The 18,611-nt window shown below is 53.3% G+C and carries 20 protein-coding genes and 1 tRNA gene; 2 read left to right on the forward strand and 19 right to left on the reverse strand.

All coding sequences use genetic code 11. The features are described 5' to 3' along the window. Positions 1–34 precede the first annotated feature (34 nt). The 18 genes from CPA45_RS02695 to CPA45_RS02780 form a co-directional block, all read right to left on the reverse strand. On the reverse strand, positions 35–1,036 hold the full coding sequence (locus CPA45_RS02695; protein WP_096650068.1) for an aldo/keto reductase: 1,002 nt from the start codon (positions 1,034–1,036) through the stop codon (positions 35–37). A 530-nt stretch (positions 1,037–1,566) separates the two neighbouring features. Then, positions 1,567–1,878, reverse strand: coding sequence for an addiction module antidote protein (locus tag CPA45_RS02700; RefSeq protein ID WP_018916179.1), 312 nt, complete (start codon positions 1,876–1,878; stop codon positions 1,567–1,569). Continuing rightward, positions 1,865–2,206 carry a type II toxin-antitoxin system RelE/ParE family toxin gene (locus tag CPA45_RS02705; protein ID WP_096650070.1) on the reverse strand — a complete coding sequence of 114 codons (342 nt, stop codon included), beginning with the start codon at positions 2,204–2,206 and terminating at the stop codon, positions 1,865–1,867. Before CPA45_RS02705 ends, CPA45_RS02700 begins: the two co-directional genes overlap by 14 nt. A gap of 514 nt (positions 2,207–2,720) precedes the next feature. Next, positions 2,721–2,918, reverse strand: coding sequence for a helix-turn-helix transcriptional regulator (locus CPA45_RS02710; RefSeq protein ID WP_096650072.1), 198 nt, complete (start codon positions 2,916–2,918; stop codon positions 2,721–2,723). Positions 2,919–3,048: 130 nt separating this feature from the next. Further along, positions 3,049–3,471: a hypothetical protein gene (locus CPA45_RS02715; protein WP_133066772.1), complete on the reverse strand. Its 423-nt coding sequence runs from the start codon at positions 3,469–3,471 to the stop codon at positions 3,049–3,051. A 40-nt stretch (positions 3,472–3,511) separates the two neighbouring features. Beyond that, positions 3,512–6,085: a hypothetical protein gene (locus CPA45_RS02720; RefSeq protein WP_096650074.1), complete on the reverse strand. Its 2,574-nt coding sequence runs from the start codon at positions 6,083–6,085 to the stop codon at positions 3,512–3,514. Between the two features lie 147 nt (positions 6,086–6,232). Continuing rightward, positions 6,233–6,586, reverse strand: coding sequence for a hypothetical protein (locus CPA45_RS02725; RefSeq protein WP_165771498.1), 354 nt, complete (start codon positions 6,584–6,586; stop codon positions 6,233–6,235). 10 nt (positions 6,587–6,596) lie between these two features. Then, complete coding sequence (locus tag CPA45_RS02730) at positions 6,597–7,271, reverse strand: hypothetical protein (protein WP_133066773.1); 675 nt, start codon at positions 7,269–7,271, stop codon at positions 6,597–6,599. 110 nt (positions 7,272–7,381) lie between these two features. After that, positions 7,382–8,917, reverse strand: a complete 1,536-nt coding sequence (locus CPA45_RS02735; protein WP_096650077.1) for a YfjI family protein — start codon at positions 8,915–8,917, stop codon at positions 7,382–7,384. Then, positions 8,910–9,437, reverse strand: coding sequence for a hypothetical protein (locus CPA45_RS02740; protein WP_208858451.1), 528 nt, complete (start codon positions 9,435–9,437; stop codon positions 8,910–8,912). Before CPA45_RS02740 ends, CPA45_RS02735 begins: the two co-directional genes overlap by 8 nt. Beyond that, complete coding sequence (locus CPA45_RS02745) at positions 9,427–9,849, reverse strand: hypothetical protein (protein ID WP_096650078.1); 423 nt, start codon at positions 9,847–9,849, stop codon at positions 9,427–9,429. Before CPA45_RS02745 ends, CPA45_RS02740 begins: the two co-directional genes overlap by 11 nt. Continuing rightward, the gene (locus CPA45_RS02750) at positions 9,846–10,094 is read right to left on the reverse strand and encodes a hypothetical protein (protein ID WP_096650079.1); all 249 of its coding nucleotides are present in this window, start codon (positions 10,092–10,094) and stop codon (positions 9,846–9,848) included. The genes CPA45_RS02745 and CPA45_RS02750 overlap by 4 nt, the downstream gene beginning before the upstream one ends. After that, a complete protein-coding gene (locus CPA45_RS02755) occupies positions 10,091–10,297 on the reverse strand; it encodes a hypothetical protein (protein ID WP_096650080.1) in 207 nt (68 codons plus the stop codon). Before CPA45_RS02755 ends, CPA45_RS02750 begins: the two co-directional genes overlap by 4 nt. A 272-nt stretch (positions 10,298–10,569) precedes the next feature. Further along, the gene (locus CPA45_RS02760; RefSeq protein ID WP_096650081.1) at positions 10,570–10,788 is read right to left on the reverse strand and encodes a helix-turn-helix transcriptional regulator; all 219 of its coding nucleotides are present in this window, start codon (positions 10,786–10,788) and stop codon (positions 10,570–10,572) included. Between the two features lie 72 nt (positions 10,789–10,860). Beyond that, on the reverse strand, positions 10,861–11,745 hold the full coding sequence (locus CPA45_RS02765; protein WP_096650082.1) for a hypothetical protein: 885 nt from the start codon (positions 11,743–11,745) through the stop codon (positions 10,861–10,863). Further along, positions 11,738–13,021, reverse strand: coding sequence for a tyrosine-type recombinase/integrase (locus tag CPA45_RS02770; RefSeq protein ID WP_096650083.1), 1,284 nt, complete (start codon positions 13,019–13,021; stop codon positions 11,738–11,740). Before CPA45_RS02770 ends, CPA45_RS02765 begins: the two co-directional genes overlap by 8 nt. Positions 13,022–13,182: 161 nt before the next feature. Continuing rightward, positions 13,183–13,273: transfer RNA gene (locus CPA45_RS02775), tRNA-Ser, on the reverse strand. A gap of 58 nt (positions 13,274–13,331) precedes the next feature. Beyond that, positions 13,332–15,038 carry a potassium/proton antiporter gene (locus CPA45_RS02780; RefSeq protein ID WP_096650084.1) on the reverse strand — a complete coding sequence of 569 codons (1,707 nt, stop codon included), beginning with the start codon at positions 15,036–15,038 and terminating at the stop codon, positions 13,332–13,334. Between the two features lie 151 nt (positions 15,039–15,189). On the opposite strand from CPA45_RS02780, the gene CPA45_RS02785 reads away from it, so the two are divergent. Together CPA45_RS02785 and CPA45_RS02790 are read left to right on the forward strand one after the other, a co-directional pair. Then, positions 15,190–16,350: an ABC transporter substrate-binding protein gene (locus CPA45_RS02785; RefSeq protein ID WP_096650085.1), complete on the forward strand. Its 1,161-nt coding sequence runs from the start codon at positions 15,190–15,192 to the stop codon at positions 16,348–16,350. 29 nt (positions 16,351–16,379) lie between these two features. Beyond that, positions 16,380–17,783, forward strand: coding sequence for a 3'-5' exonuclease family protein (locus CPA45_RS02790; protein ID WP_096650087.1), 1,404 nt, complete (start codon positions 16,380–16,382; stop codon positions 17,781–17,783). Between the two features lie 13 nt (positions 17,784–17,796). On the opposite strand, the gene CPA45_RS02795 is transcribed toward CPA45_RS02790, so the two are convergent. Continuing rightward, positions 17,797–18,603, reverse strand: coding sequence for an alpha/beta fold hydrolase (locus CPA45_RS02795; protein ID WP_096650090.1), 807 nt, complete (start codon positions 18,601–18,603; stop codon positions 17,797–17,799). Between the last annotated feature and the right edge of the window lie 8 nt (positions 18,604–18,611).

Here is an 18,611-nt window from a genome sequence, read left to right on the forward strand (position 1 = left end):
CATTTCAGGCCACCCTTGCTATACGTCAAACTCTCTATGCAAACTCTTCTGTATCAATATCCGCTTGTTGAGCCTCACTGTAACGTGACCCAGCCACTTGTTTCGCCCCCATCATGTCGTTCAGCTTAGCTAGGGTGGCATCATCAATTTCAATATTTTCAGCCTGTATGTTTTCACGCATATGCTCAGCAGAGCATGTGCCAGGAATAGGCACAACATTTGTAGACTGCGCTTTTACCCAAGCCAGCGCCAGTTGAGAAGGAAGCACTCGCAAGGTTTTCGCCAGGTCATTAAAGAGATCTAGCAAGCGTAAGTTATGGGATAAATTATATTTGCTGAAACGTGGCATTGTTGCCCGCATATCCCCTGCCGCCAATACGCTGTTTTCTTGCACCACCCCAGCAAGAAAGCCTCTTCCTAAGGGGCTGAAAGCGACCAGCGCTATATTTAACTCAACACAGGCCTCCAGCAACGCTATTTCCGGATTACGCGTCCATAGCGAATACTCGGACTGTACCGCTGACACTGGATACTCAGCATTGCCCTTGCGCAATGTCTCTGCAGAAACTTCCGATAAGCCAACTGCACGCAGTTTCCCTTCGTCCACCAGCCGTCCTAAGGCACCAACGCTCTCTTCAATTGGCACTTGGCGGTCCAGACGATGCAAGTAATAGATGTCGAGGTGATCAGTTTGTAAGCGCGTCAGGCTGGCCTCACATTGGCGACGTAATGTTTCAGGGCGCCCATCAATAACGCGCTTACCGCTTTCAGTGTCCATGGCCATGCCGCACTTACTCGCCAACAAGAGATGCTGCCGCTTGCCTGTCAGCGCCTTGCCCAGTAAGCGCTCGTTAGCAGTGGCTCCGTAAAGAGTGGCGGTATCAAAATGGCGATAGCCCACATCAAATGCTTCATCAAGTGTTCGCACCGCCGCGGCTTCTGGCACATGCTGCCCATAACCATGGGATAGATTCATGCAACCAAAGCCAATACGAGGGGACGCAACCTCGGTTAATCGATCAAAAAACGCGGACATGGATAACCTCTGAGTAGTTGACTGTAGCTGTAGCGCTCAAGACCACCGCCACCATATATGCTCCATATAGGTGGCTGCAGCAGCCTCTCTCCAGGGCGGCGCAGGTGAGCAATAATGCCGAGATCAATCTACCATGGGAATGTTATCAACGAACGTCCAGTAAACGGTCTCTCATCATGGCTGTTCCACTGAGACGTCTTACAAAAAGGATATGGCTATTGCTAATACGCTTATAGTCGTTGCAATTACCACATAGAGGCATGGTTTGAAAGTGGCAGGAAGAAGCGTGAAGCACGCCACAATAATAATTGCTTCGACGTTTTGTGGGCACTATATCTTAGCGTATACGAAAAAAGCCCCTGACGAATCAGGGGCTTTTCGAGATAAGTGGCGGAGGGACAGTCCGCTAATGGCTATTTAAATACAATAACTTATATTGTTAATTTATTTTTACCCAACATCCCACCCAACATAAATACAGGTGCTTGTGTGCGCTTCGATGCGACACTATGCAAGGCTTTTTGGTGGTGTCAGCTTGCTGGCGCTTGATGGGTAAGATCGTGGAAGTTAACGCCTGTGGCTTTAATCACCGCAGTCATAGTTCGAAGTGTTGGGTTGCCCTTCGGGGATAAGGCGCGGTAAAGGCTTTCGCGTGATACTTTGGCACGTTCTGCTACCAGCGCCATTCCGCCTTGAGCTTCAACGACATGACGCAGCGCCATTAGGAAAGCTGACTCCCCCCCCTCTTCGTCCAGCTCATCAAACGCTGTTCGCAGGTAGTCCAGAGCCATACCGGGGTCAGTGCGCAGCATTTCAATAACGGCTTCATCATGACTTTTCATGACGTGTTCTCCTTTTGTGGTCGGCCAAAAACGCTTTTGCCTGTTCAATGTCAGACTGCTGGCGCTGTTTGGTGCCACCTATTAACAACATTACCAAACGCGCCCCTACCTTGGCGTAGTAAACGCGGTAGCCAGGGCCATAGGTAATGCGTAGCTCCCATACCCCATCACCTACCGTCTTGGTGTCGCCTGCATTACCCGCTGCCAGCCTGTTAAGGCGTGTTAGTACCCGCATAGCGGCTTGACGGTCTTTAGCCTTCGTAGCATCCAGCCAGGCTTGAAAAGGGTCATAGCCATCAGCGGTAAGGTAGTGGGTAAGTTCGGTCATATTGCTATTGTAGCTTAAAAGCTACAGATTAAAAGAGATAGCGTGACTTTAAGCGATTGAAAAACTCAAACGACAATGACTCTTTTTACCAACAAATCCTTAGTAGCTGATTTTTCAATTTCGCGGGTATGAGAATTTCATTGGAGGAACGGTGTCCGCTCAAGTGAACGCTGGAGGGATTGGAATAGCCCCTACCCCCTCACGTTACCAGAGCAATATTGGGAAAAAAGTTTCGTTATTTCTCGCGCATAAAAAAAAGCCTGGGGGTGCGGTGTCCGCTTATAGGTGCCCTAGAGATTCTACCCCCCCTCCCCCTATAGGCCCATGACGCGGGCGTTTCAGCCTATGGCAGTCATCGGTAAAGTAATTATCTGAGCAGGCTTAGAGCACCTAACAGGCAGGGATATAGCAACATAAACACGCAAAAGGCCCGCACTTCGCGGGCCTTTCAGGGTATCGATTAGAGGTTTTATGCGTCATCTACCGCTTGTGGTATCAATATGGTTGATAGTAGTCACAGGGAAGCCTTCTCAGATTCGGCATAGGTCTTACGGATCCATGCCTCTACCACTTCAGAAGACCAACGGACACCACCCATAGGCATCTTTCTACCACGTGGGAAGTCACCATCACGAATCATCGCGTAAACTTTGCTTTCGCTGTAAGCAATCCGGGCGGCAACCTCCCGCATTCTTAGAAGATGAAGTGTCATAGCGCGGTCTCCTTGCTCTCTAAGCGGGCGAGGCGTATAGCCGCCTCTATCACCGCTGAGGTAATCGGTTCGGCACGATAGAGTCTTAATACAGCCACCAAGATGCCGGTGCTCCGGTCGGCGCTACAAGTTAACTAGTGCGGCGTACTGCTGGCTTGGGGCTGTCTTTAAGGTTGCTAAGATCCCACTTACAGTAACGTACCCACTCCAGCAGCCCTTTTATCATGGGCAGTTCGTCATCTACCGCAGTGGGGGCGCCTAGATATTCGAGCAGTTGCTCTTCGGCTTTATCGAGGAATTCTAAGGTAAGTTCTAGGTGTCCAGTGACAGCCATCGGGGGCTGGCCTTCATACTCAACGACTGCAGTGAAATCACCCCCACGACTCCATAAAGCGTTTTGGGTGTTCCTGATCCCTTGCAAAGCGCGCTCTGACGCAATTAATGCGCGGCGGGCCATAAGGTGGTTAGTTCGATAGCCATGCTCATTGGCACACAGAGCTAAGCGAGTATCCAAGCACGATGCGCATCCAGCCAAGCGTGCTATATAACTCATGGTTAGTCTTTTTGCGTCTTCCATATTTTTCATTCCCTTGTTACTGGGCCATAGTTTTTAAACCGTATTTCTGTGTTAGCGCCTTGTGTGCTTTTCCATCGCCGAAAATACTGGCAACCCACTGATTAATGATTTGCTCTCCATCTGGGCCTTCCCGCACTTCTCTCTGGCCAGCGCGGCTACGGTCTTCGTGCAAATGAAAAGAAACATTAGCGCCCCCGCTGGTGTCACCAGGACGATTCATTTGGCTTTCCACTCGCGCCATCATGGCGTCGGTATTATCCAGCGTGGTATCCAACTTAGCACTCGTGCCCGCAGTGGTGACCTTCTCCCCCTTCTCAAGCAACCAAGTGCCTGTCTCTGGCACGTAATCCATCCCATCGTGGGCCATGCCCACTAGCCCTGTGCCCTGGATATTTGAAACAAGCCCGGCTGTCGCGGCGGCTACCGTAGCCATGGCCGGAATATTGGCAGGGAACGGCAGCGCAGCTGCGCCAGCAATACCTTGTTGTATAGAAATAATCGACGAGGCAACCGCGAAAGCCTTTTCAGCAGCAAACATGGCTTTGTAGATGCCACTTTGCTCACCGGCAAACTGCTTAGTAATGTCGGCCATATCGCCGAACATACTTTCAGCGCCAGCCATTTGAGCCATTATGCGAGCCTGCTCAATCCGAGCCAGCTCATTTTCATGCTGTTCTTTAAGGGCCCTCTCTTGGTCATCCCACTGAGACGTTAGGTCAGCGCGCTCTTTGCGGAATTCTTCGAGCATTTCAAGCTGAGTGTCATACCACTCCTGAAGCTTTTCCTCAGCCTCGTCTATCTTATCCAGCTCACCAAAGGGGCCTCCGATGGTGGCGTCTAGCCCACCGTATTCCGGGGCATCCACAAAAGCGGCTTCTGCGATTTTGGCGGCGGCTTCTGCGTATTCATCACTGGCGACGTTTACAGCATCCAGCACGGCTAACCGCTCATACATCTGGTCTGTTAACTGCTCTTCGGTGGTGCGCAGCTCGAGCAACAAGCTTTGGTAATCACTGGCCGATTGCTCACTTGCCTCGTACGCTGAAACGGCATTAAGCGCACCTCGTGCCGCTTTAATCTGGGAGTCTGACGCCCCCTCTTGCGCCAGCTTATAAAGAACCAGCTCATCCTCCGCCATTCCCAGCGTGGCCGCTTGAAGCTGGAGCGCAGCTACCTGCTTATCAATATCCGCCGCAGCTTTGGCGGCACTACTATCAGTCGTGGGCGGATCACTAGGCACGCGGCGGTTCCCAAGCTCGGCCATTGCCTGGTCAATCTTCTGTAGCTCGTCGGCGAATGCTTCAGCTCGGGCTTGCTGCTCTGCCAGATCCGCATTTAGCCCGCCACCACCAGCAGCACCGGTTAGCTGTGCGGTCGCTGGGCCTGGGCGACCCTGGTACTGTATGTTCTGGCTACGCTGCTGGCTCTCTAATTTGCCTATCTCCCCGGCAAGCCGAGCGGCTTCCATGCGGGCGTCAACCAAGCCCGCTACCAATGGTACCTTTTTGTTTTCAAGCTGCGCCTGGGTCAGGCCTTCAATGCTTCCAGTGAGCTCGCTCACTTCCTTCTTGGCATCCTCAAGCGCACCGGACGTGAGCCCTAACTCATCTCTAAAAGCAAACATCACGCCCGTAGCGGCCCCAATCGCAATAACGGCAAGCCCTAGCGGGTTAGCTCGCACGGCAGTATTAAAGGCCCACGTACCAATAGTGGCCACGTTGACGGCAGTGCTATACGTCACATAAGCCGCAGCAGATGCAGCGGCACCTACGGCAACACCTCCAAGCAATTGAAGCTGAAGATCGTAATCACCAGCATGGAATGCCCGGGTTACCGAATTGATTGAATCGGCCATGTCATTCAAGGCCGGAGATAACTTAACGGCGACCGCGTTACCCATGGCTTCGGTAGAAAGACCGATACGGGCAATAGCGTCGTTAGCTTCCTCGATAGCGGCGGCATCCATCATGGAAACCGAAAGGCCATAATCTTCAATGTCCTGTCGGGCGGATCGAATAGCATCGCCACCTTTGAGAAATAGCTCTGTTGCGCCACGCTGTTCAAAGCCCAGCTGTTGCAAATGCCGTGCGGCCTCTTGTGAAGACACGCCAGAATCACGCAGGCGATCCGCTATATACGCTAGCTTTTCGTCAACATCCATCCCTTCCATTTCACGAAGGTTAAGGTTGAGCCGCTCCACAGTCTTCAACGCAGGCCCGCCGCTCATTTCCACGGCACCCAGGCGGCGGTTCATACGGTTAAGCGATGCCTCCATGCCATCAATGCCACTATCGGAAGCCGCCATATTCACGGCACGAAGGCCGTCAATGGTGCCCTCTAGCGATCGCGCCAGCTTGGCGTTAGCGTCAATGGTATCCATGTTCGACTTGGCGTAGGCATAGATACCCGCAGCTGCGGCGGTGGCGCCAGCCGCAAGCGCTGCTATCCCGGCGCCCGCCTTCTTGGCGTCAGCCTCCATGCGGCGCATATTGCGCTCTGTATCACGCTGCGCTTTTTCCATCGGCCCTAGAAAATTGCCGGTTTGCAGCACCATATCAAGCGTTAAGCGGCCAAGCGATCGAGCAGACATAGGGCCTCCAGTAAGTAGGAGAAGGCCCATGCGGGGCATTCTCTTTTGTCAATAACTGTCTAAAGATACAGTTTAACACTACCAATAAAACGCACCTACACAGCAGCTAAAACAACTACTCGTCTGCACGGGCGAGTGGAATTAGCATCACAACCTCCGCTTCCAACGCTCAAGGTGGCCGGGCGTACAACCTGCGTCAATATCAGTCAGCGCGTCATTAGCTAGCCGGTCAAGGCGGCTCTGTATCCGCTTCACGCCTGCATCGTCACCACGGCCAAAGGCCCACTCTAGGCGGCGGTCTAGGCGTTCCCGCTCACTGTCTAGGCGTTCATCCCGGTACTGCTCAGCATTGCGGTAGGTGTGCTTAAAGGCGTTATCGTTGATCTTTCGGGCATCGGTCGCAAAGTTGCGGCGGGCTTGGTTGGTGCGGCGCATGGCATCCCCCGGTAGTTGGCGGTATCGTTTAACTGTATCAGAGAGAGTGATACCGCTATCGATCATTAAGAGAGGGTTACTGGAGGCGCTTGGCCTTGCGGCTGCTCAATAGCAGGTAGTTATTAGCAGCCCGGCGGCCTGCGTTGTCTTTAGCCTGGCTGCGTGGCTCTTGCTGCTCTGCCTGTTGCCACGCTTCAACGTACTGGCGGGATAGGCGCATGGCGTGACCTGGGGCCAGTGTAACCAGCCTCACGCGGATAAAGCGCTTATCCTCAGGCACCAGCGGGCAATGCCGCTCTATCATCGCCAGCCATGGTTCTATGATGGGCGTGACGGTTTGCCGGCGGATTGTGTCGGGCACCTCGCCAACAGGTTCAGGCAGTGCAGGCCAGCAGGCTTTGGCGGCGTCCATAGTGCCCATATCGGTTAGCAGGTGGCGGCACTGCTTACGGGCGCTGGGTAGGTCAGGTGCTACCGTGAACGCATCGTCTAGGACTGCGATAACTTCAGCACGCACAGGGTTAGCCAACAGCATCAGCCTTTCACGCGCCAGCCTCTCAAGATCGTCACCCAGGTCACGACCTATGACCTTCAGCGTGCCTAGCATGGCGTCTACATCGCCAGCACCTCCCCCCCGTTTTTCCTGAAATGCCTTAGTTGTGTCACTGACTTTACTGACAGATTTAGATAAGTCAGTTTTGTCAGTTACACACATAGGGCTTTTCTGGATTGAAGCGGTATCGCTTGCCATTTCGGTGAATGCCCTAGTTGTGTCACTGACTTTTCTGACAGATTCAGATAAGTCAGTTTTGTCAGTTGCACACATAGGGTTTTTCTGGATTTTAGATAGCCAACGTCCCATTAGCGCACCTCCCCAACCGGTACCAGTTCTGGGTGCCAGTGGTAATCGGTTCTAGGCTTGGTGGTGGTCGGCACTTCCAGCGCGGTCAGGTGGTGGTGTTCCACCAGTACATCAAGCGCATCACGCACGGCCTCTGTGCTGTCCAGTCCTGCCCACTGCTTGCGGCGCACGTCCCGCGAGGTGAACGGGCTTGGCAGCTTATCCCGGCGTTTGACTATCAGCGCAGCCCCTATGGCCCCTCGGTTGATGGCAGCGCTATACAGGCGCTCTGCATGGGTCTTTAGGTAGTCGGCCCACTCTAAAGCCCGTGCAGCGGCTACTATGCCCACGGCCCCACCTTCCCCTTCTATCAGCTCAAACAGTAGCGCCAGTCCTGCAATGGTCTGGGGCATCTTGAGTAGGTGGCTTTCTAGCGCTGGTGCCAGATCGCTTTCACGGGCTTCAGCGTTGATACCTTCCATCCACTCAATGAATAGCGCCTGCGCCTCTGGGGTGAAGCGCCACGCGGGCGGATCGCCTTCGACATCGGTTTCTAGCGCCAGCCCTTGCAGCTTGAAAAAGGTCTGCTCGTATGCGTGCCGTGCCTGTGGATCCGGGGCACGGTCGCGCCAGCGCCATTGCCTCAGGTCGTCGGGCCACACGGCTAGCTGAAGGCGCTGAACCAATCCATCGTTGGCTGTACCATTACTGGCGCTGCGCACGATAGGCGCTATCTTGTCGGGCTGAATGCCGCCAATCATGGATAAGGTGCAGTTCTCTATCTCGATGGTGCCCCGGCCTATGCGGTCATAGGTAAAGCGTCCGTTACCGTCAAAGCACTCGAGGTAAAAGGCGCGGTCGCTTTGGTAGTCATCTTGCGCCAGCTTACCCAACCAGCCCGCTAACTCATCACGCACCAGGATAAGGCCGTTGGGGTTCTCGTTTAGCAGCTCCCCCAGTTTTTCCACGGTGGCGTCATTAACGATAAGCCGCGGCTTACCTGGGGCCGGCGCTTCATACTCGGCCTCTACCAAAACGGCTAACGCTTCGTCTCGCTTGCCCTGCTGGTGTAGCTTTTTCGCTTTGTCCTCTGTGGCCTTCTTTTCCAGTTCGGCCAGCTTTTGCTCTGCCTTGTACTGCTGAAGGGCTTCGCTATGGCTGTCACTGGCGTCTTGCTGAATACGCACCAGCGGGGCAAGCGCGGCTTTCATGCTGGGGCTTTTCATAGCGCTTGGGCGGCCAATGATCGCGCCCCATTGGTTGGGTGTAACTGTCCAATCATCCCGCTGTTTGGGGCATACCAGCACCTTACGGCCCACCAGCGCAGACAGCGCACAGATTGCCGTTACGGCTACAAAGTCAGGCGGGCACTGTTGGCGGTCGGCTACGTCCATCACATAAGCGCTGATCGCATCAGGCAGCATGTCAGGCTGAAACGAGGCCACCGGGGCCAAAGCGCTAGGCAACGATAGCAATGGCTTTGGCGCTCCGGGCTGACGGCTCTGGGCATAATCATCAAGCCAGGTAGCGCCTCTTACTTGTGCGGCTTCATACATGACAACCCACCTCCCTTGCTGCGTTACGCAAACGACCGGCAGCGGTGGCCAGTCGGTCAAGATCCGCGCGCGCCAGCCCTTCACCACGATGGGTGGCTTCCGCTGCCAACAGGGTAATCAGTGCCTCTTGTGCGATAGCGCTTAGCACGTCGCGGGGTACCCAACGTTCACCAGGGCGCTTACTGGCGTGGTAGTCATCCTGGTCACGCTGTGGGAACAGGTCTTTCAGCTCTAGACCCACGGCGGCTAATACGTCAGCTGTAGGGCACTCAGCAAAACACTTCACTAGGATGGTGCCGTCTGGCGTCTCACGTACTGCAAGGCTAGGTGATCGGTCTTGGTGGGCTGGGCAGCACGCCAACCAACGACCGGGCCCATTCTCCTTTACCTTGTCCAAACGAGTCAGCAAGGCGTAAACGTCAGGGCGCGTGCTATGCTCATACTTCGCGTTTACTTTGGTAGGTGGCGCGACAGCCCGGCCATTGCGCTGGGCTGCTTTATTTTGGGCGTTAGCTTGCATCGTTGCCCCCTGACTTATCGGCTTCGGCCACCTTGAGCGTGCCCACCATAAGCCCATCACGCCCCATGCGAAGGTCTGCATCTTCAGCTGTGACGGTCAGCTCACGTGGGCCTTGATCGAGCTGTTTAGCGGTTTCTTTCAGCAGGTGCGCTAGATCGTGAGCATCGTCAGCACACAGCGCCAGCACCACACGCTTTGACGCCTGAGTGATTGGGTGCTGGGTAAAGCTCATCGCTTCCATTAGCGCGTTGGCCGCATCCGATATGTGTTGGCAAGCGTGGGCATAGTGGGCCACGGCTTCAGCATCTACGCCATCGGCTTCAAGCTCATCGGCTAGGTCGTCCACCTTATCGCCAATGGCTATCAACGCGCTTACTTGGTCTAGGGTTAGGTGTGTTTGGCGGGTATTCATGCATCACCCCCAGCGCCAGCGGCCTTGCGGGTTTCCTGCTCTTGGATAATGTCAGTCAGTGAGCTGGCGTGGTTCGCCAGGTGCTTAATGGCCGTAACCACACAGCCCCGGTGAAAGCGCCCTATGACTTGCGTTTCATCCTCGCTGCCTTCGTTGCTGCAGCTCTGTTCTAGCAAATCAGCAAGGCCATACACGGCGGCCATCATGTCCTGAATGTCTTGGGCGTGGGTCTGCGTGTGATTCATGCCACACCCCCAGCGCTGCGCTTGGCAGTATCAGAAAAGCGTGCTTCTAGCTGTTGGGCTTTTTCAATGTGGTGGTTGTAACGCTTTAGGCGGGTGCTGGCGCTGCTGTCGGCAAACAGTGCGGCTTTTGCCATTGCTCTGTGTGCAGCGGCGCGGCTGGATAGATTACGGGTAATGACGTTGGACAGGCGTAGTAGTGCCATGGGTGTGACTCCTTGGATTGTGGAGTCGTCCCCGGCTGCGGCCAAGCAGCTAATGGGGGCGACTGTACGCGGGTTGGCCGACCGGCATCCAAGGGAACCGGCACGCTCGAAAGCGTCCCACGCACAGCCGCCATAACGCATAGCGGGCACAAAAAAAGCGCCTGCTATGTTTGGGGCGCTTGTGCGCCTCGGATGTTTCGACCGGCCAAGGTCGGCTGACGATTTTGCGCCAGCTCGATTAGCGTAAACGCAGGACGTCACATTGGCAAGCATTAGCACGCCTCCCGCTGGGATTGTTCCCACGCTTCGAGGTCTGCCAATGCCCAGCGCGTGACGTTTGGGCCTAGCTTGATGGGTGTCGGGAAGTCGCCCTCTTTTGCCCAGCGGTAAATGCTGGCGCGGTGGACTCCATAGCGATTAGCCGCTTGTTCAGCGCTTAGGAACTCATTGCCGGGCTTGGCTGATGCTTGGGGTTTCGTTTTCGCTGCCATGTTGCTTTACCTCGTCGTATTGGGTAACGGGGTAAAGCATGGCGAAGTGATAGATTGTAGTAATTGTCAGTTTTAGTCAGTTTCTGACAAGTCGATAGGGGCAAATAACAACTCTTCTTCGTCTGGGGATAGCCTCAACCGTGGAGCATCTGGGAATACCCTCCATGAACATGGATCCATAGCCATTTTCCAATACGTTATTTTTCCATGACTGTCATCTAGCGCTTCACCAAACATCTCTAAAGCCATTGGCATTAGGGCTTCCCTTAGATTAGGGTCGCTTAAAACTTCTTCATAAACTTCACGCGCCACTTTTCCGTCTTCATTGTAAAAGGCTCGGGATACGGTTCTTTCGCCCATGCCTCCAAATTGCTCACCTACAAATTCAAACAAAGCCACGTCTATTGGATATACTTTAGGGTTAACTTTGTTTAATGCGAATACGCATGCAACCGCCATTTGCTTCGCGTCTTTGTTTGAATCTAAGCGCCCAGACGTGATTGGAAGCCCCATGCTTTCACCAATAAAACGACCACGCTTGCTTGACCACTCGTTTACAGCTCTAGCTAAGATTTCTAAATGGCAACTCTCGGGGGGCCACGCGGTTAAAAGCCAGTCCTCCATGGCTCTAAGCGCTTCTATCAATGAGGATACCTCCCCCTCACTATTGGCGTGTTGGTGAAGCATTGTCCCTTCAGGATGACTCTCGTTAAGTCGTTTCTCTCTAAAGCGTCCGACACGAAGTGAAGCTTCTAGCGTGACGCCTTCAACTTCCAGATAACTCAATGCCGCGCGGGCTGCGTCTTGCTTGCTGTAATCTTGCTTGCTGTAATCTTGCTTGCTGTAAGTTCGCGGATCTATGCCCTCGCTTACCTGGCTTTCTTTTCCCATGTAATTAGCTAGTCGCTCTAGCACGCTGTCCAAGTCGTCTTGGATCGCCTTTAGTTCATTATCCATCGGTGGCCACCTCTCCTCGGATCGGTGCAACGTTGCCAGCGCCAGCCGGTGCAGGCTTGGTGATGAACACGGCCCATTGATCCATGACGCGGGCACGCTTGGCGTATAGGTCGCTACGGCGGTAAGCCGCCTCTGTGCCATTGCGGATGCTATGCGCCAGCGCTGCCTCTGCTACTTCGTGAGGCGTGCCGGTGCGCTCTGCCATCCAATCCCTGAACGTTGACCGGAAACCGTGAACCGTTGCCCGGTGATCCTCTTTCATGCGGCGGAGTAAGGCAGTCATGGCTGCATCAGACAGCAGCTTGCCTTGGGGGCTTAGAAAGACGTATTCCCGTGCCTGAGACTGCTCTTTGAGCAAGGCCAATGCTGGCGCGGATAAGGGAACGCGGTGTTCCTTGCCTGCCTTCATGCGGCTGGCGGGTATCGTCCAGGTGGCGTTGGCCAGGTCTATTTCATCCCAGCGAGCGCCACGGGTTTCACCAGAACGGCAGCCGGTCAGGATCGTAAACGCCAGGCACTTGGCCGCGTCACCGGTTCGCAGCTCGAGGGATTGCCAGAACGTGGGCATGCTGTCGATCGGCATGGCGCGGTGGTGTTCCACCTTCGCCACTTTGGAAGGAGACGGCAATATGGTGTCTAGGTTGCCTTTCCAGCGAGCTGGGTTATCGCCGCTTCGGTGGCCGTTGACGGTTGCCCAACTCAATACCGCTTCAATGCGCTGCCTGACGCGGGTAGCAGTTTCCGTTTTGGTTTCCCAGATTGGCTGTAGCACTTGCTTGATGTGCACCAGCTCAATATCTGAAACGGCCATCTTGCCAAGTATCGGAAACGCGTAGGTTTCTAGCGTGGCCTGCCACTGCTTGCCGTGTTTGCTGTTGCGGCTCTCTGCCTGCTTAATCTTGATAACAGCCGCAGCGGCATCGGTGAAGGTGATAAGCGCCAGCTCAGCAGCGCGGCGTGATTGTCCAGCGGCTTTGCGCTCGGTAACTGGATCAATGCCAGCATCCAGCTTTTCACGAACTGCACGGGCCTTGTCGCGGGCCTGTGCCAGTGTGACGCCGGGGTAACTCCCCAGCCCCATGTCACGGCGCACTTTGAACGCTTTTCCGGATGCAGCTAAGCGTGTCTCACCAGTGGCGTAACGCAGCACCCACGACCGAGTACCCGTTTTGGCGACCTGAAGATAAAGGCCAGGCACTTCACCAGCAGCATAAAGTCCCCGTTGCGTGAGTCGCTTCACTTCCAGCGCTGTTAATGGCTTCGTCTGTCTTGGCATAACGGGCTCCTAACTCTTTACCCAACATCCCACCCAACATAGATTCTGCGCTTGTGTGCGATGGCGTGCAACCCGATAAAACACTATGCGAACGTAAGCTATTGATTATGCGGAGTACAGACGAAAAAAAGCCCGCAATTAGCGGGCCTTTTAAAGCGTTATGGCGGAGGGACAGGGATTCGAACCCTGGATAGGCTATTCACCTATGCCGGTTTTCAAGACCGGTGCATTCAACCGCTCTGCCATCCCTCCGGCTTATGGGTGCGTATAATATCAACATTTCCTTGGAAGTCAATGCCTTTAGGATGAATTAGTACAACCTTAAGCCAACCCGAGTGATATTACCGCCTTCCATCTCACTAACTACCCAGTGAATACCGTGCCAATCTACATCATCGCCTACTACTGGGTGCCCACCTACTCGCAAAGACACAAATTCAGCAAGCGTCATATCCTGCTCACCCGGGCTTAAGGTCAAACCGTACGCTTGAGCAATATCTTGCATCTGCGCACTGCCATCCAGGGTAAAGGTACCGAAGAACGCTCGCTCCTGCTTGAGCTTGGCATCGCCATTGAAAAGCCGGTTTAGTGCCGCGAGGTCTTCCGAGCGCCCTATCACGCAGATCACGTCCTTAAGCTTTAGCCTTGTACTGCCTTTGGGATGCAGCATTGCATGATTGCGAAACAAGGCAGAAATCAAAGCACCGGAAGGGAAGCGTAAAAGCCTGATAGGCACGTCCTCCAAGTCTTGATTTTCTACCACATAGACAAACATTTCGAAGTCGTTATCAGGCAGTATGCCAAGAGGCCCTCGCCGATTTGGGGTTGCCCCCGTAGGCACCTCTACTTTTAACCAGCGCGCCATTAGCGTTAGCGAACCACCTTGAATAAGCAGCGACATCAGTACCACTGCAAATGCTACATTGAAATACAGAGAAGCGTTTTCTACCCCCCCTATCACCGGAAAGATAGCAAGCACAATAGGAACAGCCCCTCGTAATCCTACCCAGGCAATAAACCAGGTTTCGCGCCAGCGAAACTTGAAGAATGGCTTGATAGTAATCAGGACGGCTAGCGGACGAGCAATAAAAATCAGCGCCAACGCCACTAAGCTAGCGGGCAATGCCACATCCCAAAGCTGGCTTGGTGTGACTAGCAGCCCCAGTACTAAGAAAAGGCCTATCTGGCTCAGCCAAGCCAAGCCATCATGAACAGGTAAAATAAAGTTGAGATGGCGGCCAGGCTGATTACCGATCATCAACCCCGCCAAATAGATCGCTAAGAAACCGCTACCACCAAGTACGCTGGTTAAACCAAATACGCTAAACCCAAGTGCTAGCGCCAGCATGGCGTAAAGCCCAGGGGCAAGGTCAAGCCAGCGTAACAGCTTGGCACTCAGCCACCCGCCACCCAGGCCAATCGCCAGACCAATACCAAATTGAGCAATAAAGAAAAGCAGCGTTTCAGTGGGCCCACCAATATCCCCCACCAATAGCTCAACTAGCATAAGGGTTAGGAAAATTGCCATCGGGTCATTGGTGCCCGATTCAATTTCCAGGGTAGCCCCAACACGCTCGTTCAAGTTCACACCGCGCCCGCTAAGCATTGAAAACACTGCTGCTGCATCGGTAGAGCCTACAATGGCCCCGACCAAAAGGCCTTGAATCAGTGTTAAATCAAACACCCACATAGCAATAATGCCAACGATGGCACTGGTAATAAACACGCCAAAGGTGGCTAGAGAAAGTGCGGGCCTGAAACCTACACGAAAAGTTTTTAAGCGGGTACGTAAACCACCATCTAACAAAATCATGGCCAATGCTAAGTGGCCAATCGTAAAGGCCATTGAGTAGTCATCAAACACGACGCCAAGCACGCCTTCCTCACCAGCCAGCATGCCCAGACCAAGGAAGATAAGCAGTAACGGAATACCGACCATTGATGAAAGGCGGCTCGCTAAAATACTGAGCGCCATGAGTGAACCGCCAACTAAAAAGAACGTATAAATTGCGTCCATGTGTCTCCGTCTCTACATCATTGCTGCTCTATTATTGCATGCCACTGTTGAATTTACTGTGTCATCTTGCCTGCTTGATTCACTAAGGGGCTGGTCAGACGCTTAACCACACAGCTACACTCCGCCGTCACGATGTCTGGAGCTCTTATTTATGTTGTATCCTTTTTCCCGCCTATGGCTAGCAGCGTTGTCACTCGCATCGCTAGCATTGGTCTTGTTGTTATTATTTTCAAATTCAGTCGCTTACGCAAACAAAGAAACCACTATCAGCGCTGAAGAGCTACGTCTTGAAAGCGAAGTACAGATTCCTGAGGGATTATGGTCATCCTCACCAGATCTGGTAGAGGAAGATGAGGTTGAAGAGGAGGCCCCAACAATGGCCCTCACGCCACCTCCACCTCTAGATCCGCCTCCTTTAAAACAACTAACGCTAATGCTCGATTGGTACCTAAGTCCACAGCATGCAGCCTTAATTGTTGCCCATGAGCGAGGACTATTTGCCGCACATGGGCTTGAGGTTGAACTGCAAACTCCTGCCGACCCCTCCATTGCCATTAAACTGTTAGCCGCTGGAGAAGTCGATCTTGCGTTGGCGCGCCAACCCCTACTACATCTACATGCACATGACGGAGCTCCAATTGCTCGCATTGGCACTCTATTTGAAACGCCTTTAACTGCTGTCATTGTGGCGGGTAACCAATATGAAGATAACCAAGCGTATCTTGCGGGCCTACATTACGGCTTTTCTACTCGTGAAGGGCGCGACACTATGTTAGCACACCTGCTACCCCGCTCCATACAGCAAATCGATGATTTTTCGCCGCCTGAAAACGTACGCTTTTCTTCCGCGACCGCGCTAAGAGATGGCAGTGTCGATGCAATTGCAGACGGCTTCTATCACTACTTACCCCCGCTGCTCGCAACAGAAGGTATTGCAACGCATGTTATTCAATACCACGAGCTCAAGATTCCCCGTCATGACGGGCTGATCGTGCTCGCGAATAGCGATTCAATGGTTCGTCGCGCGCCTACATGGGCAAGGCTTTTGATTGCACTAGAAGAGGCTAGCCATTGGATAATCGACAACCCAGAAGCTGCCTGGACACTATTAGCTACAACTCATCCAATCCTAGATAACGCCATCAATGCCGCTGCATGGGAAGACCTGCTAAGACGCATGACATTGAGTCCGGCAGCGCTTGATACAAGGCGCTATGCGACATTTGAAAACTATTTATTACAAGCGGGTCTGATTGATGCCGAGTTGCCAACTTCACGCTTAGCGATCGACCTACATGCGCTACCGCGTTGACAATATTCAGCCATATCCACGGGAGCCCGATGAGCGACATACCACTAATCTTCATTGATGTCGAAACAACCGGCACACGTACGACCCGTGACCGTATCACTGAAATAGCAGCACTCAAGGTTGTTGACGGCCATATACTTGAGTGCTGGAGTAGCTTAATTAATCCAAGGTGCCGTGTACCCTCACACATTAGCCAACTCACAGGCATCTACGACGAGATGCTTAGCAACGCCCCTACCTTTGAGCAAATTGCAGCTGAGCTTTTCAATTGGTTAGCAGATGGCTGCTTAGTAGCCCACAACGCTAGATTTGATTACGGCTTTCTACGTAATGAATTCAAGCGTTCTGGTTTCAATTTTCGCGCATCATTGATGTGTACATTGCGTATCTCTCGCCGGCTAGCACCTGATGAAACTCATCATAATCTCAAAGCACTAGTACATCGTTTTAACATAGCAGCAGCCCCCACCCATCGAGCGCAGGACGATGTATTTGCGCTCTGGCATTTATGGCAGACGTGGAAAAAGTGCTTCGATGGAACCAGCTGGCAAGCTGCTCTAGGCGACGAGCAGCGCCATAAAACCCTGCCTGCTCACTTAAATAGCGAACAACTTGCAGGATTACCCTCATCGCCAGGTGTTTATCTATTTTATGGCCACAACCGTTTACCACTTTATGTAGGCAAAAGCATCAATTTACGAAGCCGCGTGCTTGGACATTTCCAACGTGATCATCAAGACGATAAAGAGATGCGCCTCACCCAACAAGTACAGCATATTGAGTGGGAGGAGACCGCTGGCGATATGGGGGCTCAACTGAGGGAAGCCCAGTTAGTGAAACAGCTAATGCCAATAATGAACCGACAACTTAGACGGCAAGGAAAACTACGCACTTGGCATTGGCCAGCCGAACAACACGCCCCCACCTTGATAGATGGCAGCGCCCTAAGCCAGCCCCAAGCAGGCAAGCTTTACGGCCTGTTTCGTGGCGCAAAAGAGGCCAATAATGCGCTGCGCTCCATTTGCGAAGCTCAACAGCTGTGCCCGCAAGTGCTTGGATTGGAAAAGGGTAATGGCCGCTGCTTTGCACATCAGCTGGGAAAGTGCACAGGAGCTTGTTGCGGTAAAGAGCCTCTAGAAGATCATACAAAACGATCCCAAGAAGCGATGGAAAAACTTCAGGTCGGTACATGGCCGTGGCCTGGGCGCATAGTGATTCGAGAAAAACACCAGAGTTCCAGTGATGCTGCCTATCATGTGGTGGATCACTGGTGTTATCTAGGCAGCGCCATGACACTTCGCGCAGCGAAAAAGCTACAGAACGCAGCACCTCAGTTTGATGCCGACACCTACCGTATTCTTAACCGATTTCTACGCCATCCACAGCAGCATCAGCTAACAATTACCGCCCTAGAGCAATTACCTCACGCCTAAACAATTGTAGCAGCTACGACTGAGTCGCGATAAAAGCCTCAACAGCTTGTTGAAACGCCTCAGGTTGGTCTGCATGTAACCAATGACCTGCTTGCTTAAGGGTTACCACTCTTGCCTTGGGCAACATCTCCCGCAGAGCAGGCAGCATATGGTCGCCCACATAGTGAGAATCGGAGCCGCGAAGCACCAGCGTTGGGCCATCGTAGGGGCGATCTCCATCGGGCACTCCAATAATAGCGTCATAACCACGCTGAATTTCATCCAAGCCAACCCGAACGCTCATTACCCCTTGCTCGTTGCGGACTAGGTTAGTAGCCAGAAACAACCTCGTTGGCCGTGAGTCAACATGCTCTGCAAGCAAGGCATCAGCTTCACGACGGTTGGTAGGCTTGCCTGCTTTCACCCGCTCCAATGCGGCAAATACATCATCATGACCATGCTGATAAGCGACAGGTGCAATATCAGCAACGATCAATGAAGCGCAGCGCTCAGGCGCCAGACGAGCAAGTGTAATAGCTACTTTCCCACCCATGGAGTGTCCGAGAATATGCGCACGCTCGATAGACAACTTATCCAACACCGCCAACACATCCTCACTCATGGCAGAGTAGTGCATGCCTTCTGCATGGGGTGAGCGGCCATGATTGCGTAAATCAACGGCAATCACTCGTCGGCTACGCTGCCATACTTTAAGGTGCGAGCGCCAGTTATCAGCACTGCCTAACAATCCATGAATAACCACTAACGGCAGCTGCTCATTACCATCTTGCTCGGCAGGCAAGTCAATTACATGAAGTTCGACGGCAGCAAGTTCGGTCATGTAGGCTC

It is taken from the genome of Vreelandella nigrificans (assembly GCF_002374315.1).
In the GTDB taxonomy this organism is placed as follows: Bacteria; Pseudomonadota; Gammaproteobacteria; order Pseudomonadales; family Halomonadaceae; genus Vreelandella; species Vreelandella nigrificans.

Bases quoted from the DNA above. Each gene is read 5' to 3' on its own strand.
- CPA45_RS02770 (WP_096650083.1), bottom strand. From the start codon at position 13,021: ATGCCAAGACAGACGAAGCCATTAACAGCGCTGGAAGTGAAGCGACTC.
- CPA45_RS02755 (WP_096650080.1), bottom strand. From the start codon at position 10,297: ATGGCACTACTACGCCTGTCCAACGTCATTACCCGTAATCTATCCAGC.
- CPA45_RS02705 (WP_096650070.1), bottom strand. From the start codon at position 2,206: ATGACCGAACTTACCCACTACCTTACCGCTGATGGCTATGACCCTTTT.
- CPA45_RS02735 (WP_096650077.1), bottom strand. From the start codon at position 8,917: ATGTATGAAGCCGCACAAGTAAGAGGCGCTACCTGGCTTGATGATTAT.
- CPA45_RS02720 (WP_096650074.1), bottom strand. From the start codon at position 6,085: ATGTCTGCTCGATCGCTTGGCCGCTTAACGCTTGATATGGTGCTGCAA.
- CPA45_RS02710 (WP_096650072.1), bottom strand. From the start codon at position 2,918: ATGACACTTCATCTTCTAAGAATGCGGGAGGTTGCCGCCCGGATTGCT.
- CPA45_RS02715 (WP_133066772.1), bottom strand. From the start codon at position 3,471: ATGAGTTATATAGCACGCTTGGCTGGATGCGCATCGTGCTTGGATACT.
- CPA45_RS02740 (WP_208858451.1), bottom strand. From the start codon at position 9,437: ATGCAAGCTAACGCCCAAAATAAAGCAGCCCAGCGCAATGGCCGGGCT.
- CPA45_RS02785 (WP_096650085.1), top strand. From the start codon at position 15,190: ATGTTGTATCCTTTTTCCCGCCTATGGCTAGCAGCGTTGTCACTCGCA.
- CPA45_RS02760 (WP_096650081.1), bottom strand. From the start codon at position 10,788: ATGGCAGCGAAAACGAAACCCCAAGCATCAGCCAAGCCCGGCAATGAG.
- CPA45_RS02795 (WP_096650090.1), bottom strand. From the start codon at position 18,603: ATGACCGAACTTGCTGCCGTCGAACTTCATGTAATTGACTTGCCTGCC.
- CPA45_RS02695 (WP_096650068.1), bottom strand. From the start codon at position 1,036: ATGTCCGCGTTTTTTGATCGATTAACCGAGGTTGCGTCCCCTCGTATT.
- CPA45_RS02725 (WP_165771498.1), bottom strand. From the start codon at position 6,586: ATGATCGATAGCGGTATCACTCTCTCTGATACAGTTAAACGATACCGC.
- CPA45_RS02765 (WP_096650082.1), bottom strand. From the start codon at position 11,745: ATGGATAATGAACTAAAGGCGATCCAAGACGACTTGGACAGCGTGCTA.
- CPA45_RS02780 (WP_096650084.1), bottom strand. From the start codon at position 15,038: ATGGACGCAATTTATACGTTCTTTTTAGTTGGCGGTTCACTCATGGCG.
- CPA45_RS02745 (WP_096650078.1), bottom strand. From the start codon at position 9,849: ATGAATACCCGCCAAACACACCTAACCCTAGACCAAGTAAGCGCGTTG.
- CPA45_RS02730 (WP_133066773.1), bottom strand. From the start codon at position 7,271: ATGGCAAGCGATACCGCTTCAATCCAGAAAAGCCCTATGTGTGTAACT.
- CPA45_RS02750 (WP_096650079.1), bottom strand. From the start codon at position 10,094: ATGAATCACACGCAGACCCACGCCCAAGACATTCAGGACATGATGGCC.
- CPA45_RS02700 (WP_018916179.1), bottom strand. From the start codon at position 1,878: ATGAAAAGTCATGATGAAGCCGTTATTGAAATGCTGCGCACTGACCCC.
- CPA45_RS02790 (WP_096650087.1), top strand. From the start codon at position 16,380: ATGAGCGACATACCACTAATCTTCATTGATGTCGAAACAACCGGCACA.